Source organism: Anoxynatronum buryatiense, from assembly GCF_900182905.1.
Lineage (GTDB): Bacteria > Bacillota > Clostridia > Peptostreptococcales > Tindalliaceae > Anoxynatronum > Anoxynatronum buryatiense.
Genome location: NZ_FXUF01000010.1, coordinates 89,214 through 106,511 on the forward strand (window position 1 = coordinate 89,214; position 17,298 = coordinate 106,511).

At 51.7% G+C, this 17,298-nt stretch carries 16 protein-coding genes; 3 read left to right on the forward strand and 13 right to left on the reverse strand.

Translation table 11 applies throughout. The features are described from left to right. Window positions 1-181: 181 nt before the first annotated feature. Genes QOL74_RS12695 through QOL74_RS12705 form a run of 3 tightly spaced genes read left to right on the forward strand, consistent with a single transcriptional unit; the run spans window position 182 to window position 1,935 of the window. Window positions 182-505: a PadR family transcriptional regulator gene (locus QOL74_RS12695; RefSeq protein WP_283409863.1), complete on the forward strand. Its 324-nt coding sequence runs from the start codon at window positions 182-184 to the stop codon at window positions 503-505. Next, on the forward strand, window positions 492-1,142 hold the full coding sequence (locus QOL74_RS12700; protein ID WP_283409864.1) for an ABC transporter ATP-binding protein: 651 nt from the start codon (window positions 492-494) through the stop codon (window positions 1,140-1,142). The genes QOL74_RS12695 and QOL74_RS12700 overlap by 14 nt, the downstream gene beginning before the upstream one ends. After that, window positions 1,135-1,935, forward strand: a complete 801-nt coding sequence (locus QOL74_RS12705; RefSeq protein ID WP_283409865.1) for an ABC transporter permease — start codon at window positions 1,135-1,137, stop codon at window positions 1,933-1,935. Before QOL74_RS12700 ends, QOL74_RS12705 begins: the two co-directional genes overlap by 8 nt. A 117-nt stretch (window positions 1,936-2,052) precedes the next feature. On the opposite strand, the gene QOL74_RS12710 is transcribed toward QOL74_RS12705, so the two are convergent. The 13 genes from QOL74_RS12710 to QOL74_RS12770 all read right to left on the reverse strand — a co-directional run bounded on the left by QOL74_RS12710 (window position 2,053) and on the right by QOL74_RS12770 (window position 17,074). After that, on the reverse strand, window positions 2,053-2,514 hold the full coding sequence (locus QOL74_RS12710) for a flavodoxin family protein (protein WP_283409866.1): 462 nt from the start codon (window positions 2,512-2,514) through the stop codon (window positions 2,053-2,055). 142 nt (window positions 2,515-2,656) lie between these two features. After that, window positions 2,657-4,408: an ABC transporter ATP-binding protein gene (locus QOL74_RS12715; protein WP_283409867.1), complete on the reverse strand. Its 1,752-nt coding sequence runs from the start codon at window positions 4,406-4,408 to the stop codon at window positions 2,657-2,659. A gap of 50 nt (window positions 4,409-4,458) precedes the next feature. Then, window positions 4,459-5,298, reverse strand: coding sequence for an ABC transporter permease (locus QOL74_RS12720; protein ID WP_283409868.1), 840 nt, complete (start codon window positions 5,296-5,298; stop codon window positions 4,459-4,461). Further along, complete coding sequence (locus tag QOL74_RS12725) at window positions 5,299-6,261, reverse strand: ABC transporter permease (RefSeq protein WP_283409869.1); 963 nt, start codon at window positions 6,259-6,261, stop codon at window positions 5,299-5,301. It lies immediately after the preceding gene. Further along, complete coding sequence (locus QOL74_RS12730) at window positions 6,258-7,913, reverse strand: ABC transporter substrate-binding protein (RefSeq protein WP_283409870.1); 1,656 nt, start codon at window positions 7,911-7,913, stop codon at window positions 6,258-6,260. The genes QOL74_RS12725 and QOL74_RS12730 overlap by 4 nt, the downstream gene beginning before the upstream one ends. Window positions 7,914-7,927: 14 nt before the next feature. Further along, window positions 7,928-8,761, reverse strand: a complete 834-nt coding sequence (locus tag QOL74_RS12735) for a class I SAM-dependent methyltransferase (protein WP_283409871.1) — start codon at window positions 8,759-8,761, stop codon at window positions 7,928-7,930. Window positions 8,762-8,982: 221 nt separating this feature from the next. After that, window positions 8,983-9,357, reverse strand: coding sequence for a PadR family transcriptional regulator (locus QOL74_RS12740; protein WP_283409872.1), 375 nt, complete (start codon window positions 9,355-9,357; stop codon window positions 8,983-8,985). Window position 9,358: 1 nt separating this feature from the next. Beyond that, a complete protein-coding gene (locus QOL74_RS12745) occupies window positions 9,359-10,126 on the reverse strand; it encodes a response regulator transcription factor (RefSeq protein WP_283409873.1) in 768 nt (255 codons plus the stop codon). Then, window positions 10,101-11,879 carry a histidine kinase N-terminal 7TM domain-containing protein gene (locus tag QOL74_RS12750; protein WP_283409874.1) on the reverse strand — a complete coding sequence of 593 codons (1,779 nt, stop codon included), beginning with the start codon at window positions 11,877-11,879 and terminating at the stop codon, window positions 10,101-10,103. The genes QOL74_RS12745 and QOL74_RS12750 overlap by 26 nt, the downstream gene beginning before the upstream one ends. A gap of 85 nt (window positions 11,880-11,964) precedes the next feature. Next, window positions 11,965-14,298, reverse strand: a complete 2,334-nt coding sequence (locus QOL74_RS12755) for a xanthine dehydrogenase family protein molybdopterin-binding subunit (protein ID WP_283409875.1) — start codon at window positions 14,296-14,298, stop codon at window positions 11,965-11,967. Then, window positions 14,295-14,870, reverse strand: coding sequence for a (2Fe-2S)-binding protein (locus QOL74_RS12760; protein ID WP_283409876.1), 576 nt, complete (start codon window positions 14,868-14,870; stop codon window positions 14,295-14,297). The genes QOL74_RS12755 and QOL74_RS12760 overlap by 4 nt, the downstream gene beginning before the upstream one ends. Then, window positions 14,867-15,706 carry an FAD binding domain-containing protein gene (locus QOL74_RS12765; RefSeq protein WP_283409877.1) on the reverse strand — a complete coding sequence of 280 codons (840 nt, stop codon included), beginning with the start codon at window positions 15,704-15,706 and terminating at the stop codon, window positions 14,867-14,869. The genes QOL74_RS12760 and QOL74_RS12765 overlap by 4 nt, the downstream gene beginning before the upstream one ends. Before the next feature lie 3 nt (window positions 15,707-15,709). Beyond that, the gene (locus tag QOL74_RS12770; protein ID WP_283409878.1) at window positions 15,710-17,074 is read right to left on the reverse strand and encodes a uracil-xanthine permease family protein; all 1,365 of its coding nucleotides are present in this window, start codon (window positions 17,072-17,074) and stop codon (window positions 15,710-15,712) included. Between the last annotated feature and the right edge of the window lie 224 nt (window positions 17,075-17,298).

Here is a 17,298-nt window from a genome sequence, read left to right on the forward strand (position 1 = left end):
TCTGTGCAGGAGGCTTCTTTGTCTGTGCAGAAAGCTTCTTTGTCTGCTCCATAATGAAGCGTGCATTGACCGGCAGCATTCATTCAACGGTTACTGACTTGCAGTGCCTTGAAAACTGTGGTATATTGTTATTGACGATTTCCGATATCGTATTTCGATTATGTTAAAGGAGGGTGTCATGATGGAAGACCGAGTACTCCGAAAACTGTTTCTTGGTTTTATTCAGATCCATTTGCTGCATCATGCTTCCAAGGAGCCCATCTATGGTTCATGGATGATGGATGAACTGCGTCACCACGGCTACGACATCAGCCCCGGTACCCTTTATCCGATATTTCACTCCCTTGAAAAAGAGGGACATCTTGTTCATGAAACGCGGGTGGATGATGGTCGAATGAGAAAGTACTATCGAACCACTCCCAAGGGCGATGCCTTACTGGCGGCTGCCAGGGATAAAGCCCTGGAACTGGTTCGGGAAACGGAGGGAAAGCATGTTTCAGATTAATCAGCTGCGTGTTGGTTCCATATTGGATATTCCTGCCCTGACCATTGAACCACAAACCATCACCTGTATCAACGGCGAAAGCGGCAGCGGAAAGAGTACTTTTTTGCGTCTGCTGAATCGAATGATCTCTCCTGATACTGGAACAATCAACTACCAGGGAACCCCCCTTGAAGAGATTGATCCGGTTACCCTGCGTCGCCAGGTGGTGATGATGTCTCAGGAGCCATTGCTTTTCCCCGGCAGCATTGCCGATAATCTGCAGATGGGCCTGCGCTTTTCAGAAAAACCGGATGCCTCGGGAACGGAACTGGCTGAGATGCTTCGGTTTGTCAAGCTGCAACAACCACTGGATAAAGATCCCTTCAAACTTTCCGGCGGTGAAAAACAGCGCCTGGCCCTTGGCCGGGTGCTGCTGATGAACCCCGATGTTTTGCTGCTGGATGAACCTTCTGCTTCCCTTGACGATGAAACCGAAAGCTTCGTTTTGCAGCGTGTGGTGGAGCGTGTGCATCAGCAGCAGAAAACATTGCTGCTGGTCACCCATTCAAAAACCCTGGCGGCCTCCATGGGCGAAAAACATCTTGTTTTTGCCCATGGAACACCCCGAGATGTCACAGGAGGTATCTCCCATGAATGAGATTATTCAGCTTCAATTATGGCAGCTGGCTGCCGCCTATCTTTTTGTGGTTCTGCTCATACTGCTGGTGAAAGCCAGGGGTATTCCCAGGGAAAAAGAAATCTTTCTGGCCAGTGTCCGTATGACGCTGCAGCTCATTGTAACCGGATACGTGCTGGTGCTGATTTTCGATAACCCTCACCCCGCCATCACGCTGTTCACATTGATGGTGATGCAGGCTTTTGCCGTTTTCAACATTTACCAGCGGATTAAATCGCCCTTGACACCCGCCCTTAAAAGGATCATTGCCCTTGCCATGATTCTGGGAACAGGTGCCAGCCTCTTCTTCTTTATTCTGGTGGTAATTCGCCTGGTTCCCTGGTACCACCCCCAGTATTTCATTCCTCTGGGGGGGATGATCATTGGCAATTCCATGACTGGAATTGCACTGGGAGCCGGAAAGCTTATCGACGGTGTTCACCAACAGCGCCAGTTGGTGGAAGGTGCCTTGATGCTGGGAGCCACCCCCGCCGCAGCTGTCCGCCCTCTTGCCAACAGCGCCTTTGACGCTGCCATTCTACCCACCATCAACTCCATGCTGGGGATGGGAATCGTCTTTCTACCCGGAATGATGACTGGTCAGATTCTTTCAGGCGTTTCTCCCGTAACCGCCATTGAATACCAGATTGCCATAATGCTGGGGATCACCGGCAGTGTCACGCTGACAGTGTTTCTCATGGTTTTTTATGGCTCACGAAGTTTTTTCAACCAGCAACAACAACTGGAGCTGCCCGCTGAACCGCCCCGTTCCTGAATTATCCCCCTGACACAAGAAGTTCTTTCAGTGATCTCTTTTTTGCTGCTTCGGGAAAATAATAAGGCTGTCCCCGACGGAAGATCGTCTGAGGACAGCCTTATTGATTTTCATCCTTTAAAAACATCGCACCATTGAATCCACACATGCGGCCACACTTTTTTCCTGTTTTGATGCTGCCCAGAAAGCCACGGCACTGCCGGCCACCTGAGCGTTCTTGTCTTTGCAGATTTGCTTCATGGTATTCAGGGCCCGGTTGCCGCCTGTCCAGGCAAAAGGCAGCTGCTTGGTGACCATAACAGCCGTCTTTTTACCTGCCAGTGAGGGCAGCTGCTCCAAATAGGTTTTCATCACCGCACTGAGGGAAAAACCCTGCACCGGTGACCCGAAGATCAGCCCTTCATAACCGTCCACTGTCGGCGTTGCCGCCAGCTGAAACTTCCCTTCTGCCGGTTCACCGGTAATGGTCACCTGCTCCAGGACGGCTTCGTGGCCGGCTTCTCCCAGTTTCTCCCTGATTTTTTCCGCCACCGACAGGGTATGGCCGGTTTGAGAGTACACAATGATTCCAATTTTCATGCTTCATCTGCCACCTTTCTCATCCATCTTCACACTACCTTCGCGCCATTTGGGGTTTTTCTGATTTTCCGATTCCAAGTTATCACCTTAAATGACGCAAAACATCGCCGGATGTCTGTGGATAACCAATTTAATGTTCACATCAGCTAACCGAAACGATCATATGATGTTTTCTTTGACGATGTCTTTCATGATGGTTCCCATCATCACATTGATGACGGTGGTGAATGTGCGGATGCAACAGTTCGCTGGCCGGGCCTTCCTGAATGATGGTCGCGTGCTCCATGATGTAGACCCAATCTGCCACTTTTCGTGTCAGATCGATGTCATGGGAAATATAAAGCATGGCAAACCCATTTTGATTCTGCAAGCCTTTTAGAAGCCTGATGAGATTTGCCTGGGTGGATGGATCCAGCATTGAAGTGATCTCGTCTGCAATTAAGAGTTTCGGCTTCATGGTTAGACTTCGGGCAATGGCGATTCGCTGGCGTTGCCCGCCACTCAAGGCGAAAGCAGGACTGTTAAGAAAATCTTCCGACTGTGGCATCTGCACGTCTTTCAACGCTTGCTTCACCGCCTGCCGCCGTTCGTCTTTAGTCCCAACTTTCATGATGGTGAGTGGTTCTGCCACCACATCTTCAATGGACATTTGTTCATTGGTGGCAGAGAGCGGGTCTTGAAAAACAATCTGCATGCCGCCAATTTTAGCAGTTTCCCGATTGCGCCGCACCTTTCTCCCTTCAAAGAATACTTCTCCTTCATCAGGTTCAATGATTCCCGCCAAAACTTCTGCCAGTGTTGATTTGCCAGAACCAGACATTCCCATTAATGCCACTGTTTCGCCTGCTCTCACTTTCAGATGGCAATCCCGACAGGCGGTAATGGTTTCTTTGCCATCACCGAAGGTTTTATTAATTCCCCTACCTTCCAAAAGAGTGACAATTCCGCCTCTCAGACAGGCCACCTGTCGCCGGGGAGCCACATCAGTCAATACCGGGCATTGTTGTTCACAGGCTTCTACCCGCTGGTTGCACCGTTGGTAAAAGGGACACTGTTTTGGATCGATGTGTTCCTGGATTCCCGGAATGCCCCAGAGATCCCGGTAAGGATTGATTGCCGGTGATGATCCGATGAGGCCTCTGGTGTAGGGGTGCCCGGGATGTCTGATCACCTCTTTGGTGTTACCCTGTTCAAAGATCATACCCTGGTACATAACCATGATTTTTTCTGTCAGTTCCAGCATCACCGGCATTTCGTGGGAAATGACCAGCATGGCAAATTGCTGCTGCTGTTGAAGTCTTTGAAACAATTGAACCATCTCTTTTTTCGCCGGGGTATCCAGCGCAGTTGTCGGTTCATCCACGATAAGCAGCCTGGGTTCGCAAGACAGCGCCATGGCCACCAGCACTCTTTGCCTCATTCCCCCCGACAGTTCATGGGGATAACGGCTTAACCATTTGGGGTCAAGTTTGACCATTTCCATATACTTAACGGCCCTCATGCGAGATTCTTTCCGGCTGAGTGCAAGATGCCGTCCGACGGTTTCCTGTATCTGCTCACCCACTGACAAAACCGGGTTAAGCACTTCAAGGCTGTTTTGAAAGACAACGGCGCCTTTGCGCCATCGGTAGTGATGCCAGCTGTTTTCTTCTCCATGAATGAGCCGCTTGCCCTGAAACTCAATGTCGCCTGTCACCCGGGCATGATCATGGTGCAGCAATCCCATGAGAGCCATGGCCAGTGTGCTTTTGCCGCTGCCAGATTCACCGATGATGCCCATGCTTTCCCCTGGCTTCAGGTGCAGATTCACATTTTTGACTGCCTGAACAGTCTGCCGGTATTCAGATTCATAACAAACTGACAATTGTCTCACTTCTAAAAGACTCTCTGACATCAGTGCTCTCCCTTTCTCTTTGAGTGGGTCTCTTTCCTTTAAAGTGATTGCTATCGTTTCCTGTTAACGACCCTTTCCAAATCTCTTCCCACCATCGCCAGCGCCAGCATCAGAGAGATTAAAAAAGCCACCGGAGCAACAACCCACCATTTCCAGTATGCAGTGAAGTAGATCCCCGGGAAATTCAACGATCGGTTCAGAATCATACCCCAACTCTTCGCAATAGGATCTCCCAGTCCAATAAAAGCAAGCCCCGCTTCAGCCACGATGGCATGGCTGAAGATACGCATCAGGTTCACCACGACCAGTGGCAGGATTCCAGGGAGAAAATGAGTTTTAAGCAAGTGGAAAAAACCGGCACCATAACTGCTGGCAGCTACAATGTACTTATCATGTTTCATAGAGCGTATTTTGGAGCGGACAATTCGGGCCGGAGCTGCCCATGCAAAAATGGCAATGATCATTATCATGTTGCTTCTACCGGCACCGAAGAAGGCTCCCAGCACAATCATTGACGGAAGCTGAGGAACCACCATCATCATGTCACAGATACCCATGATCAGTTGATCCAGTTTGCCGCCGTGATAGCCTGCCAGCACTCCCAACAGACTGCCGCCGACACCTGCCAACAATGCAGTTCCTATGCCTATTTGCAGGCTGGCTCCAGCCCCATGGCAAAGCTGTGCCCACAAATCAATGCCCAAGTCGTCTGTCCCCAGCCAATGCACTGCACTGGGTGCTTCCAGCACCGGGCCCGAAGGAATGCGATGGGAGTGTCGGGCAACCATCGGTGAAAGCATCCACATGGCTGCAATGCCTATGATGATTGCCAGACTCACTTTACCCCCAAGGGTAAACCGGTGCCATATCGTTTTTATTTTTGCAGCCATTCAACTCACCCTCGGGTCAAGTTTTTTTGACAACAGGTCGGCCAATAGGTTCATTAACAACACAGAGACTGCCATTAACAGAAAAACACCTTGCAGCAATACGTAATCCCGGGTCATTACCGCTTCTTGCATGAGCCGCCCTATTCCCGGGTATCGAAATACATTTTCCACAAGCACAGCACTTCCAAATACCATTCCAAGACTCATGAAGTATCGGGTTAAAATAGGTGGCAATGCGTTGCGCAATGCGTGCCTAAAAAGTCGTCTTGCTGTTGTCAGTCCTTTTCCTTTTGCTGTTTTCATATACTCCTTGTCAAAAACCATCACCAGACTGTTTCGAGTGATCAGGTAAAAGCCGCCCAGTCTGGTGAGCACCAAGGTCGTCACCGGCAATGCCCCATACCAGAGAAGTTCTTTCAGATATGCACCCGCGTTTGATAACGAAAACTCATTGAAGGGACTGATCCCTCCTGACAGGGGAAACCACTGCCATTTTGCCGCCATAAAATACAGCAAAAAAGCACCTGCCAGGTAAGGTGGGATTTCTGACAAAATGATCATCGTCGTATATAGAATTTCATCGCTTCGCCGATTTCTAAACCAGACTGACAGGCTCCCCAACAGAACGCCCAGCAGACAGCTAAGCGTCATCGACACCAGTACCAACGCCAATGTCCAGGGAAATCGGGCGGCCAGCAGGCTGACAACACTGACGTTGTGATAAATGCTGGTGCCCAGATCACCCTGCATCAGATTGTTGATGTAGCGGATATATTGGTTCAAAAGGCTCTGGTCAAGTCCATAATAGGAACGGTAGTACGCTGTCTGTTCCTCTGAAAAACTGGTGTTTACCTGCCCGTCTTCCACAGAGAGATAGAGGAAGGGATCCCCAGGCATGAGCCTGGGGATCAAAAAGTTAACTGTGACAATAAAAACAAATGTGATGACGTACCGTCTGATCATTGATCATTCCGCTCCAGGTATGACAGCTTGTTATGATCTGTTTTGTTATGGTCATACCGGTACATCCAACCATCGTATTCTGCCGGTCGGTAAAGATGATTATCAACTGCTCCATAAAGCAGAATCATGGGCACTTCTTCTGCAATCATTTCCTGTAACTGATCGATTAACTCTTTTCGTTTTGCTTCATCCATTTCTGTCCGCTGTACTGTTGCCAACCGGTTAATTGCTTCGTTGGCGTACCCGGGAATGGTACTGGCCAAACCAGTTGCCTGCTCGTCTGCATAGGTTACCCGCAGGTAATCAGGGTCGCCCCCCAGTCCTCCCGTATTAATGAGGGCCAGTTCATAATTCTCTTTTTGAACGGCTTCGTCTCGCGATTTGCTGTCGACGCTTTCGATGTTGAGTGTGATTCCCACCTGATCAAGATCAATTTTCATCAACTCGGCAATTCTCACTTCTTTAGGATCATTGCCGATGATAAGACTGAATGTATGGGATGCCTCTCCAATGAGTGCTTTGGCTTTTTCAATGTCATAATCATATTGTTTCACATTGGGGTTGTACCACTTGTTTGCTTCTGGTATGTAACCCATGCTGCCAATGGCCCCTGACCCTCTTTCCACCTTTTCAATCAGTCCTTCCCGATCAATGGCATAAGCCAATGCCTGACGCAGTTCAATGGCCTGAAACTCACTGCGCCGCTCCATGTTCATCATGAGTCGGTAGTTGTGGAAAGAGTGTTTTGAGTCAATTGTGAAGTCTGGCTGATTTTCATAACGGGCCAGCACATCTGTCGACGCATTAATGAGGCTGATCTCGTTGTTTTCAAAGGCCAGTACAGCATCGCTCACCGGTACCCATTCGATGGCAGCCACCCGCGGGTTTGCCCCCCAATAATCCTGAAAAGCCAGAAATCGATAGGTTCCCTGTTGCGGATTGTAGGAGTCCATCACAAATGGGCCGCTGCCCACGACAGCATCCTCTCCTTCGTAGGCGGCAGGGTCTTCCACTGTTTCCCAAATGTGCTTTGGTAAAATTCTCATGAAACCGATGTTTGCCAAGTGGGTGGCACTTGGCTGCCGGACTGTCATTTGAACCGTTTTGCTATCAGGCGCTTTGACACTTTCGATGATATAGCCTCCGTCTGCCATCAAACTGTTGCTCACCGGCGGATGCTTTTGATAATACTCATAGGTAAACACCACATCTTCAGCTGTCAGGGGTTCTCCGTCATGCCACACAGCTCCCTCAACCAGGGAAAAAGTGATCACTTTTCCATCTTCACTCATTTTCCAGTCTGCTGCCAGCCAGGGAATTAACCCTTCTTCATTTTTTTCAAGCAATGAATCGTACAGCAGTTGCATTTTCGCCATTCCAGGTCCTCTGGGATGATGCCTGAAGGGATTTGGCAGTCCGGTATCTCCACCGGCCAGGCGAAGAACTGTGTTTTTCGGCTGTTCCTCCTGTGTCTTCTGATCGGTTGGTGTTTCTTGCTCGGTTTGTGTTTCCTGAGCCTGCCCTGCTGCCGCATCCGACACATTAGACTGCTGGCAGCCCGCAAGCACCAGTGCGCACATCAACACCCCTGCCACAAACCATTTTTTCACATGCATGTGTGTGCCTCCACGAAATTCTTCTCTTGTTGTCATTTTGCCGACTCCTTTCATGCTCGATTCGATTGCTGTGTGTTCCAAAGAATCCAACACATTTTGGAACAGGAACGACTTTGAATTTCACCGTCGACTTGGCGTTGTGACACGAATGATTCAATCGCTTCCAATGTGGCTTTGTCGGCATCTTTCAACCGATGGGCATATCCTTCAATCGTATCAACAACAGAACGTTTCACCTGCTGCGATTCTTCTGTGTAAAAAATTTCAGGATCATAACCCAGCAACCAAAGTATATTCAGCATGGCGTAGGGGATTTGCCGGTCGTTGTGCGGGTCATACGGGCGTGACAATTTTAACTGCTGCATCACTTCCGTTTCGACATCGTTCTTTGATTCAATCATTCTTCCAACAAGGCAATACCCACTGCTGGCTTCAGACATTTTTTCAATTTCTTTCAAAGATTGAATGGCCGGGGACATTGATGCAAAGACCAATTGAAACTTATTCTTCCAACCCAGTTCACTGATTGCTGTCGCTGACCAGTCCTGCTTAACGCACTGTACGTTGACAAGACCCGCTGCCTGACAGCTTTCTGCCGTGTATCGGAGCATTTCCGACGATATATCTGATGCATACACCTGCTGTCCCTGCTCGGCGAAGGCCATGGCGTATCTTCCTGTGCCACAGCCAATGTCCAGTACTTCTCCTTTCTGTTTCAATACCTTTCGATACATGAGCGCTTCCATCATTTTTACGACATGCTCGCTTTTCTTCGCTTTTGTGTTGCGATGAAAGATTTTGGCTCGTTTGTCCCAAAAGGCTTCCTGATCGTCCGCTTCTCTGGTTGGTTTTGTAAGCAGTCTTTCATAATCTTTGGTTGTCATGATCTGCTCTGCCTCCTTCAGGTGCTGGTTTATGATTTTGATTATCTTTATCATTTGGCGCTTAAAAAAAATGACGAGCGCTGTCTTTGTGACTGTACTGTCAAAAACAGTATAGTGTTAGTCGCATCGCTTGTCAATCATCTTTTTATCATTTTTCTGCCTCTTTCTGTTCTCATTTCATTTCTCTTGTTCGGTATCCGTTTTATTCAGAAGTGCCCTGATTAACGCTCTTTTTGACGCTGCAGTGAATGGCGTTTTTCCGTGAACGCTTCATATTCACGCAGAAAAAACTGTAAGTTTTCCAACCTGGTTTCAATGTCTTTTTTCCATTCATCCAATTCTGTTAATCCGGTTTCTGATATTTCATACACTTTTCTTGCCGGTCCTGACTCCTCCGTATGCCAGCTTGATTTAACGGCCTGGTCTTTCTCAAGTTCCTGCAAACAGCGATAAATTGCTCCTGTATCTGTGTTGAAATTCGGTAGTTTTTCCCGCAAAGTTGTATGAATTGCCCCGCCGTGCATCGACTCCTGGGCCAGCACCAGCAGTATAAAAGCTGTCAGATGGCGTTGGTTGCGCCCTTTCATCACTGACATATCACCACTCCTTCATGATTTTTTTGGCAGTTCTCTTGGGTCGGTTAACACTCTGGTTCACCCATCGCTCATTGGCTTTTGCCGTTATTCCGCCCCGTTTCTTAATTAACTGGTTTTCAACAGCATAGGCGATGACCTGTGTGCGGTTCTTCAGATTCAGCTTGATCATAATTCGTTCCATGTGATACTTCACCGTTCTGCCGCTGACGCCCAGCAGCCTGCCTGTTTGCTGGTAGGTGTTTCCTTCAGCCACCAATGTGAGAATTTCCCGCTGCTGTCGTGACAGTCTGCGATGCACCGCCAGAGCCGCTTTCTTGCCGGTCGCTTCACTTTCCATTTCCAGGCTTGCCATCTTGTCCGATATGTCACCACTGCGAACCACCATGTCACCCGGAGCATTTCCCTTGCAGCCTTCCAGTTCATTCAAAAAATCAATGAGATCTGTCCCTGCCGTGTCTTTCAACAGGTATCCGGAAGCCCCATAGGCCATCGCTCTGGAAATATCCGGTGCGTCTTCTGATGTGGTCAGCATCACCACCGGCACCTGTGGAAAAAGGGTTTTCATTTCCCGCAGGGTTTCCAGTCCACCCCTCACCGGCATTTTGATATCCATGAGCACCAGGTCCGGTTGCAACTGCACCATTTTTTCCATGGCTTCAATGCCATTGCGAGCCTCCCCCGCCACCTGTATGTCGTAGGTTTCCAGCAAGTACTTCAATCCCTCCATAAAGAGGGTATGATCATCAACCAGTAAGACTCGACGTTGCATTGAACCACTCCTTTTGGGCAGGTACGTTAATTCGCACGGTTGTTCCTTGACCGGTGGCAGACCGAATAACCAGATTGGCTCCAATCTCCCGGGCTCTTTCTTCGAGAATGGTCAGGCCAAAACTCTCTTTCGCAGCTACTCTGCGTTTTGCTTCTGTCGGATCAAATCCTATTCCGTCATCTTCAATGATGATTGTCAGCTGCTGTTCTTCAACGGATGCCTCCAGCCTGAGGTTTACGTTGGCAGCGGCAGCATGCTTGCGAATGTTGTTGAGAGCTTCCCTTATCATGTTAAGCAGCTGTAGTTGCATAGACGCGGCCATCTGTTGAAAGAAGTGGGCAGCGGGTGTTTCCAAATGGCAGGCAATGGCTGTCGCCTGTTGAAGGCGCGCCGTTTCATTTTCAATGGCTTTCAAAAAGTGTTGGCGATGATCTGCTGTTCCTCTCACACTGCGTATGTATGCCCTGATTTCACCGTGAGCCAGACGGGTGGTGTCTGCCAGCTGCTGTAAGCGTCCATGGACGTTTTCAACACCCATTTGGGTTAGTTCCCGCTGAATTCCCTGGGCCTGCATATTAATAAACCCCAGTACCTGACCCAGATTATCGTGGAGATCACGGGCCATGCGTTCTTTTTCTTCCGCCACCGCCAGCCTGCGCTGTTGTTCCAAATGGACTGCGGCAATTTTTCTTTTGTCGGTCACATCGTGAATCACCATGAGTTTGCCAATGGGAACCGGCGCTTTTTCATACAGCATCGAGAAGAAAGCCTCGTAATAGCGGTCTTCAGTCCCTGTGTTGATGGAAAACTCCCGGCTGCCAATCTGGTTGTCCAGCGAGGCGGTCAAAAGTGGCAGCTGATCAGAGAAGACTGCTTCGGCCGGCTGATTTTTGGCAATGGATGACAGCTTAAACATGCTTTGAGCCGCCGGGTTCATGTCCACGATTCGATGATCCATATCCATCACCACCATCGCTGCCCCCATGGTTTCAACCACTCTGTTTCTGGCAATGGGCATCAGATCAAAAAGGCGGTGGTAGAAGATTCCAATGCTGATAATCAGGCCGCAGGGTCCAATGAGGGCCGGGGTGATGTCATAGGCTTCTATGGGGCTCATTCCAAAAGTGTAAAGAATATTTGACAACACCAGAATGCCAACACCTGCCAGCACAAATCCCAGTTGCTTGCGGGTAATCCCCTTGCCGGTGACACCTGCATGAATAAAAATCAACAGAGCGGTTAACATGAGGGTGTAGGCATAAAAAACCAGCAGATAAAACCCTGGCCCATAGGTTTTATGAATGACTGGAAAAGCATGTGCCATCACCAGGTATTCGTTGTTTCTGATCAGTCCATGATGCTGATTGGTCCAGACCAGTCCCATCAGAATCGATGGCATCAGGCTGAAGACCGCCAGCCGTCGCCGGCTGATCCAATTGGCATGACCGGTCACACTGACACTCAGGGCCAAGAGCACCACAGGGAGGTAACAGAAGGTGATGTACTGGACCTGCACCCAGAATATCTTGACAGACAAAGAAGCGCCTACCGTCTCAAAGAGGGTGCCGCCGGTCCATAAAATAACCAGGAACAGCATCATGAGAAAGTAAGGCGCTCCTTTTGCCTTTCGGCTTTTAAACAGTAGATAGCTTCCCACGCAGGTGGTCACCAGGAGGGAGAGAATCAGGGCAGCGATGTAGATGCCGTATTCATAAGCCATGATGACCATGCCTTTCGTGCTGTCTGTTGGCATTGACCGGTCTCATGGTCGCCCAGCCGTTGTTCGGAATATTGGCCCATGATAGACTGCCGGTAACAGCAAAGTGATGTTACCAGCATTATACCTGAAAATGACGAAGAGCGGAAGTCTGCTGCAGTTGGCAAAACACTTTTTCCGGTGTGGCGGGCAGTTCCCGGATTCGTACACCGCAGGCATTGTAAATGGCGTCGGTGATAGCAGGGGCTACGGTGTTCACCACCACTTCACCAATGGATTTGGCGCCATAGGGGCCGGTGTCGTCGAAGCCGTCCAGGAGCTCCACCCGAATGGTGCCCACATCGGTGCGTCCCGGCAGCTTGTATTGCATGAAGGTATCCTGAATCAGCTTGCCGGTGGTGGTATAAGCGGCTTCCTCGTAAAGGGCCAGTCCGATGCCCTGGGCAATGCCGCCTTCGGCCTGCACTTTGGCCAGCATGGGGTTAATGGGAGTGCCGCAGTCCACCACGCCCACAAAATCTTCCAGGGTGACCTGGCCGGTCTCCAGATCCACTTCCACCTGAGCGAAGCCGGCCATGAAGGGCGGCGCCGCCTTTTTAGGCACATAGGAGCCAGTGACAGACAGTTGTTCATGAATGACGCTGTAGGTGATTTTTTGGGAAAACGCAGCCAGGCTGATGGTTTCATAGGGCTGGCGACGAATCACCTGTTCACCGTCGAAATCAATGTTTTCTTCCACTGTATCGAAATAGGCGGCACCGGTTTTCTGAATGGCTGCCAACATTTTGCCGGCGGCGTCCAGAATGGCATTGCCGGTGGTATAGGTGGTGCTGGAAGCGTAGGCCCCACTGTCAAAGGGGGTCAGGTCGGTATCGGCGGTGTAGAGAACGATGCGATCCATGGGAACTCCCAGTGCTTCCGCGGCTATCTGGGCGAGAATGGTGTCGGCACCGGTACCGATGTCGGTGGATCCCAGGGTCAGGCTGAAAAAACCGTCGTCATTGAGTTTCAAGCTGGCAGCCGCCATATCAATGTTGGGCAGCCCTGAACCCTGCTGGGAGATGGCCATGCCTACCCCCCGCACCCGGTTACTGCTCACCTGCTGCCGGGGATATTTGCTTTCCCATCCGATGAGGGCTTTGCCCCGGGTCACACAGGCTTCCAACAGGCAGCTGTCCATGAGCATGGGTGCCTCGCCGGCGCCTTTGGTGACCATGTTGTAAAGGGGAGTGGTTTCCCCCTGGCGAATCATATTTTTTTCCCGGACCACCGCCGGATCAAGCCCCAGTTCATGGGCCAGCTCGTTGATGGCCGATTCCAGTGCAAAGATGCCCTGGGTCACACCGTAACCCCGCAGAGCACCGCCGGGCACATGGTTGGTGTAGACTGCCTTGCCCCGAAACCGACAGGCTTCCACCCGGTTGTAAAGGGTAAGGACTTTCTTCCCGGCACTGCCCAGGGTGGTGGCCGCATGCTCCCCGTAAGCACCTGTATCCCAGATGCCGTTCATGTCGATGGCCTTGAGAGTGCCATCCCGGGAGGCTCCCAGGGTGATGGTAAACGTCATGGCGTGACGTGAGGTGGTACCCCGAAATACTTCCCGGCGGGTGTAGACAATTTTTGCCGGCCGGCCGGTTTTCAGGGTGATCAGGGCAGGATAAAACTCTGAGTGGACCGTTTGTTTGGAGCCAAAGCCGCCGCCAATTCGGGGTTTGATCACCCGTATGCGGGAGGCGGGTAGGTCCAGGGCATTGGCCAGTATGCGCCGCACATGGAAGGGAATTTGTGTGGAGCTGACCACCACCAGACGCCCGTAAACATCCAGATAAGTGAAGGTGCGCTGGGTTTCCATCATGGCCTGGGCCTGGCCCTGGGTGCGGTAGGTATGGGTCGTCACCAGGTCACAGTCCGGCAGCACTTCATCCACCTGTCCCAGTTCAAAGGCAACGGTGCCGGCGATGTTTTGCTGGGGGTCAAACCCGAAGCTGGCTTTTGCCAGTATTTCCGGTTCGGGATGGATAGGTGGCTGGCTGTCGGCGCTTTCCATGTCCAGCACCAGGGGCAGGGGCTCGTAGGTCACTTTGATGAGCTTCATGGCTTTTTCCGCCGCCTGGAGAGTCTCTGCTGCCACGATGGCCACATCGTCCCCCACGTGACGCACAGTGGCATCCAACAGAAACTTGTCGTGGGGCGACAGTTCCGGGTAGCTTTGCCCTGCCCGGGTGAAGGGCTTTCGAATCACGTCTTCATGGGTGAGGACACAGACCACTCCTGGCACTTTTTCTGCCCGGGATTTATCGATGCGGGATATGCGGGCATGGGCATGGGGACTGCGCAACACCCGCACCACCAGTGCATCCCGGGGAGTCAGGTCGTCGGTATACACGCCTTTGCCGGTGACCAGGCTCATGCCGTCCATTTTTGGAAGGCTTTGTTTCACAATTTTCAGCGTCATGGGGCCACCTTCCCTTCTCCAGAAATCGGGCGTGCTGCCCCTGGCACATTGTCGGCAGTCGTAGCGCCGGTGTTTTCAAGATGTTTGGCAGCGGCTTCATCTGGCAGCAGGTCTTCTCTGCCGGCTTTGGCTGCGAAGTAGGCCTTGATGGCCCGCAGCTGACTGGCGTAGCCGGTACAGCGGCACAAGTTTCCTTTTAGATGGTGCATGATCTCTGCTTCTGTGGGCTGTGCCACCAGAGCTTCCAGATAGAGGATATTCATCACGGTGCCACTGGTGCAATAACCGCACTGATCTGCCCCTTCTGCCACAAAACAGCGGGCAATGGCGACGGCTGCCTCAGGCACGCCTTCTATGGTGGTGATTTCCCGCCCTTCCGCTTTCACTGCCAGCAACACACAGGAGAGCACCGCCCGGCCATCCAGATGCACGGTACAGACACCGCAGTTGCCGGTGTCACAGGCCTGGCGCACTCCCAGGCAGCCGTTTTCCCTTAGCACATCCACCAGATAGGCATCGGGGGAGATTTCAAGGATTTTGGCAACACCGTTGATGGTGGTATTCAATTTCATGACCGACCACCTCCTTCATTGCAAGCCCTAAGCACCCGGGCCACCAGTACCCGGCAAAGATGCTGCCGGTATGCACTGCTGCTCCGGCTGTTGGTACCGAAAACCAGCTCCCCGGCGGCGGTTTCTGCGGCCTGCTGAATGACTTCTTCAGTCCAGATCATCTGTGAAGATTCGTTGAGGGTCACCGCTGCCTCTTGCAAAAGGGACATGGCACTGTGGGCCAGCGCTGCCCGGCGAGGCCGGGCTCCCACACTGATGCGCAGCTTTCCATTGACCACCGCTGCCGCCGCATTGAGAAGGGCGTAATCTCCAGCCGTTTTGCGAAGAGACACATAACCGCCCTTACAAACTCCTTTTTCAATAATAACGGCTTCCAGCAAATCTTTCCCGCCGGCTCCCTGCTCTAAAAAAGTCTCCAGTGGCATTTCCCCTGCCTGATGCAGCCGCACCTTCACCGGCAGCGCCAAGAGGCCAGTGATCAGATCGGAAAATCCGTACCGGGCGTAGACACTGGCACCCACCGTCACCACATTGCGCAGCTGCACTCCCACAATTTCTCTGACGGCGGCGGCCGGGAGGCCGGCGTACTGCCGGTTCAGCTCCCGGTGCTGTTCCAGTTCACCCAAAGTCACCGCGGCACCGATTTCCCAGTGGTCATCATGTTCTGTGATGCAGTGCAACCCACACCGGGAGAGGTCAATGAGGGTGGTGATGTTCTTGCTGCCCATCCGCAGAAAGGCACCGCCCCCCAACAGCGTGGCGAAACGGTTCTGCTGCAGGGCTTCAAAGGCTTCAGCCGTTGTTGAGGGGGTTATCACGTTTTTAACGGTGATCATACACTATCCCTCCTGTTCCATCTCTTTTCTTTCCTGTTGTTCGTCTGCCAGGGTTTTTTGGGGCAAAATCAGGTTCAGAGTAAAGGCCACGATGGTGGCGATGACGACGGCTGAACGCCCAAAGACCATCATCACCCAGTCAGGAAAGAGTTCCAGTGACTGGGGCACTTGGGTGATGCCAATGCCCAGGGCCACTGCCAGGCCCACAATGGCCATGTTCCGGCCAGATAGTTCATCCTGAATAATCAGTTTGATACCTGTCATGGTGATCATGGCAAAAACGGTGATGGTGGCACCTCCCAGCACGCTCTGGGGAATGGTGGTCATCACGGCTCCAAATTTGGGCACAAATCCTGCCAGCAGGATGAAGGCAGCGGCAATGCCCAGAACGAAACGACTGACCACTTTCGTCATGGCTACAATACCCACGTTCTGGCTGTAGGTGGCTGTGGGCAGCCCCCCGAAGAAAGAAGCCACTATGCTGGAAACCCCGTTACCCACAATCCCGCCGGAAAGTTCTCTGTCGGTGACTTCCCGACCCATGCCACCCACAGTGGTGGCTGAAAGATCGCCCACGGCCTGAACCGAGTTGACAATGTACATGATGACCATGCTGAGAATGGCCGGCGGATAAAACTCAATGCCAAAGTGAAGGGGGCGGGGAAGGGCAAACCAGGCTGCTTCGGCCACAGGGGCAAAGCTCACCAGGTTCAGTAAAATGGCGATGACATAGCCTACAGCGATGCCCACCAAAATGGAAGCCAATTTGAAATATCCCTTTGCAAACTGATTGCAAAACAGTACCACTGACAGGGTGATGATGGCCACTGCCCAGTTGGTGTAAGAGCCATAAGTGGGGGATCCAACGCCTCCGGCGATGTAGTTGATGGCGATGGGGTAGAGGGACAGGCCAATGGTGAACACCACAGTTCCAGCCACCAGGGGAGGAAAATATTTGCGCACATGCTTGATGAAGATCCCCACCAGAACGGCGACACATCCGCCCACCAGCTGGGCACCAAAAATACCGGCAATGCCGTACTGGGAACCAATGGCGATGATGGTGGGCACGTAAGCAAAGCTGACGCCCATAATCACCGGAAGACCTGAACCCACTTTGCCAATGGGGTACAGCTGCAGCAGGGTGGCAATACCCGCAATGAACATGGCACACTGCACCAGCAGCGTGCGGTCGGCAGAATTCAGACCCACCACACCGGCAATGATGATGGCCGGGGTCACGTTACCCACAATCATGGCCAGTACGTGCTGAAGACCCAGGGGAACGGCTTTTCCCAAAGCAGGGACACCGTTCAGATCAAAAACAGAGGTGCTGCGGGGCGCTGCGTTGTTGACGGCTTTTTCCATTTGTTGCTCCTCCTTTTTTTCATGCATGTTTTTTCACGCGTCGCTTCTTTCCTTCTTCCATGACTGCTGGCTTGTGCCGCCTCAAGCGCTGGAATCCAGGCAAATAAAAAGGCCAGCACAAAACGAGGGTTTCCCCTCCTCGTGCCGGCCACCTGGAGCGTCATGTTTTCTGATCTCCGGTCACTGCCGTCCGCATGTTCAGTTGTAATTACCTGGGAGATTCA

What these genes read in the sequence shown, in the direction of transcription:
- QOL74_RS12760 (WP_283409876.1), bottom strand. Translation starts at nt 14,870, where the DNA reads ATGAAATTGAATACCACCATCAACGGTGTTGCCAAAATCCTTGAAATC.
- QOL74_RS12740 (WP_283409872.1), bottom strand. Translation starts at nt 9,357, where the DNA reads ATGTCAGTGATGAAAGGGCGCAACCAACGCCATCTGACAGCTTTTATA.
- QOL74_RS12755 (WP_283409875.1), bottom strand. Translation starts at nt 14,298, where the DNA reads ATGACGCTGAAAATTGTGAAACAAAGCCTTCCAAAAATGGACGGCATG.
- QOL74_RS12745 (WP_283409873.1), bottom strand. Translation starts at nt 10,126, where the DNA reads ATGCAACGTCGAGTCTTACTGGTTGATGATCATACCCTCTTTATGGAG.
- QOL74_RS12695 (WP_283409863.1), top strand. Translation starts at nt 182, where the DNA reads ATGGAAGACCGAGTACTCCGAAAACTGTTTCTTGGTTTTATTCAGATC.
- QOL74_RS12730 (WP_283409870.1), bottom strand. Translation starts at nt 7,913, where the DNA reads ATGACAACAAGAGAAGAATTTCGTGGAGGCACACACATGCATGTGAAA.
- QOL74_RS12725 (WP_283409869.1), bottom strand. Translation starts at nt 6,261, where the DNA reads ATGATCAGACGGTACGTCATCACATTTGTTTTTATTGTCACAGTTAAC.
- QOL74_RS12705 (WP_283409865.1), top strand. Translation starts at nt 1,135, where the DNA reads ATGAATGAGATTATTCAGCTTCAATTATGGCAGCTGGCTGCCGCCTAT.
- QOL74_RS12735 (WP_283409871.1), bottom strand. Translation starts at nt 8,761, where the DNA reads ATGACAACCAAAGATTATGAAAGACTGCTTACAAAACCAACCAGAGAA.
- QOL74_RS12720 (WP_283409868.1), bottom strand. Translation starts at nt 5,298, where the DNA reads ATGGCTGCAAAAATAAAAACGATATGGCACCGGTTTACCCTTGGGGGT.
- QOL74_RS12750 (WP_283409874.1), bottom strand. Translation starts at nt 11,879, where the DNA reads ATGCCAACAGACAGCACGAAAGGCATGGTCATCATGGCTTATGAATAC.
- QOL74_RS12700 (WP_283409864.1), top strand. Translation starts at nt 492, where the DNA reads ATGTTTCAGATTAATCAGCTGCGTGTTGGTTCCATATTGGATATTCCT.
- QOL74_RS12715 (WP_283409867.1), bottom strand. Translation starts at nt 4,408, where the DNA reads ATGTCAGAGAGTCTTTTAGAAGTGAGACAATTGTCAGTTTGTTATGAA.
- QOL74_RS12710 (WP_283409866.1), bottom strand. Translation starts at nt 2,514, where the DNA reads ATGAAAATTGGAATCATTGTGTACTCTCAAACCGGCCATACCCTGTCG.
- QOL74_RS12770 (WP_283409878.1), bottom strand. Translation starts at nt 17,074, where the DNA reads ATGGAAAAAGCCGTCAACAACGCAGCGCCCCGCAGCACCTCTGTTTTT.
- QOL74_RS12765 (WP_283409877.1), bottom strand. Translation starts at nt 15,706, where the DNA reads ATGATCACCGTTAAAAACGTGATAACCCCCTCAACAACGGCTGAAGCC.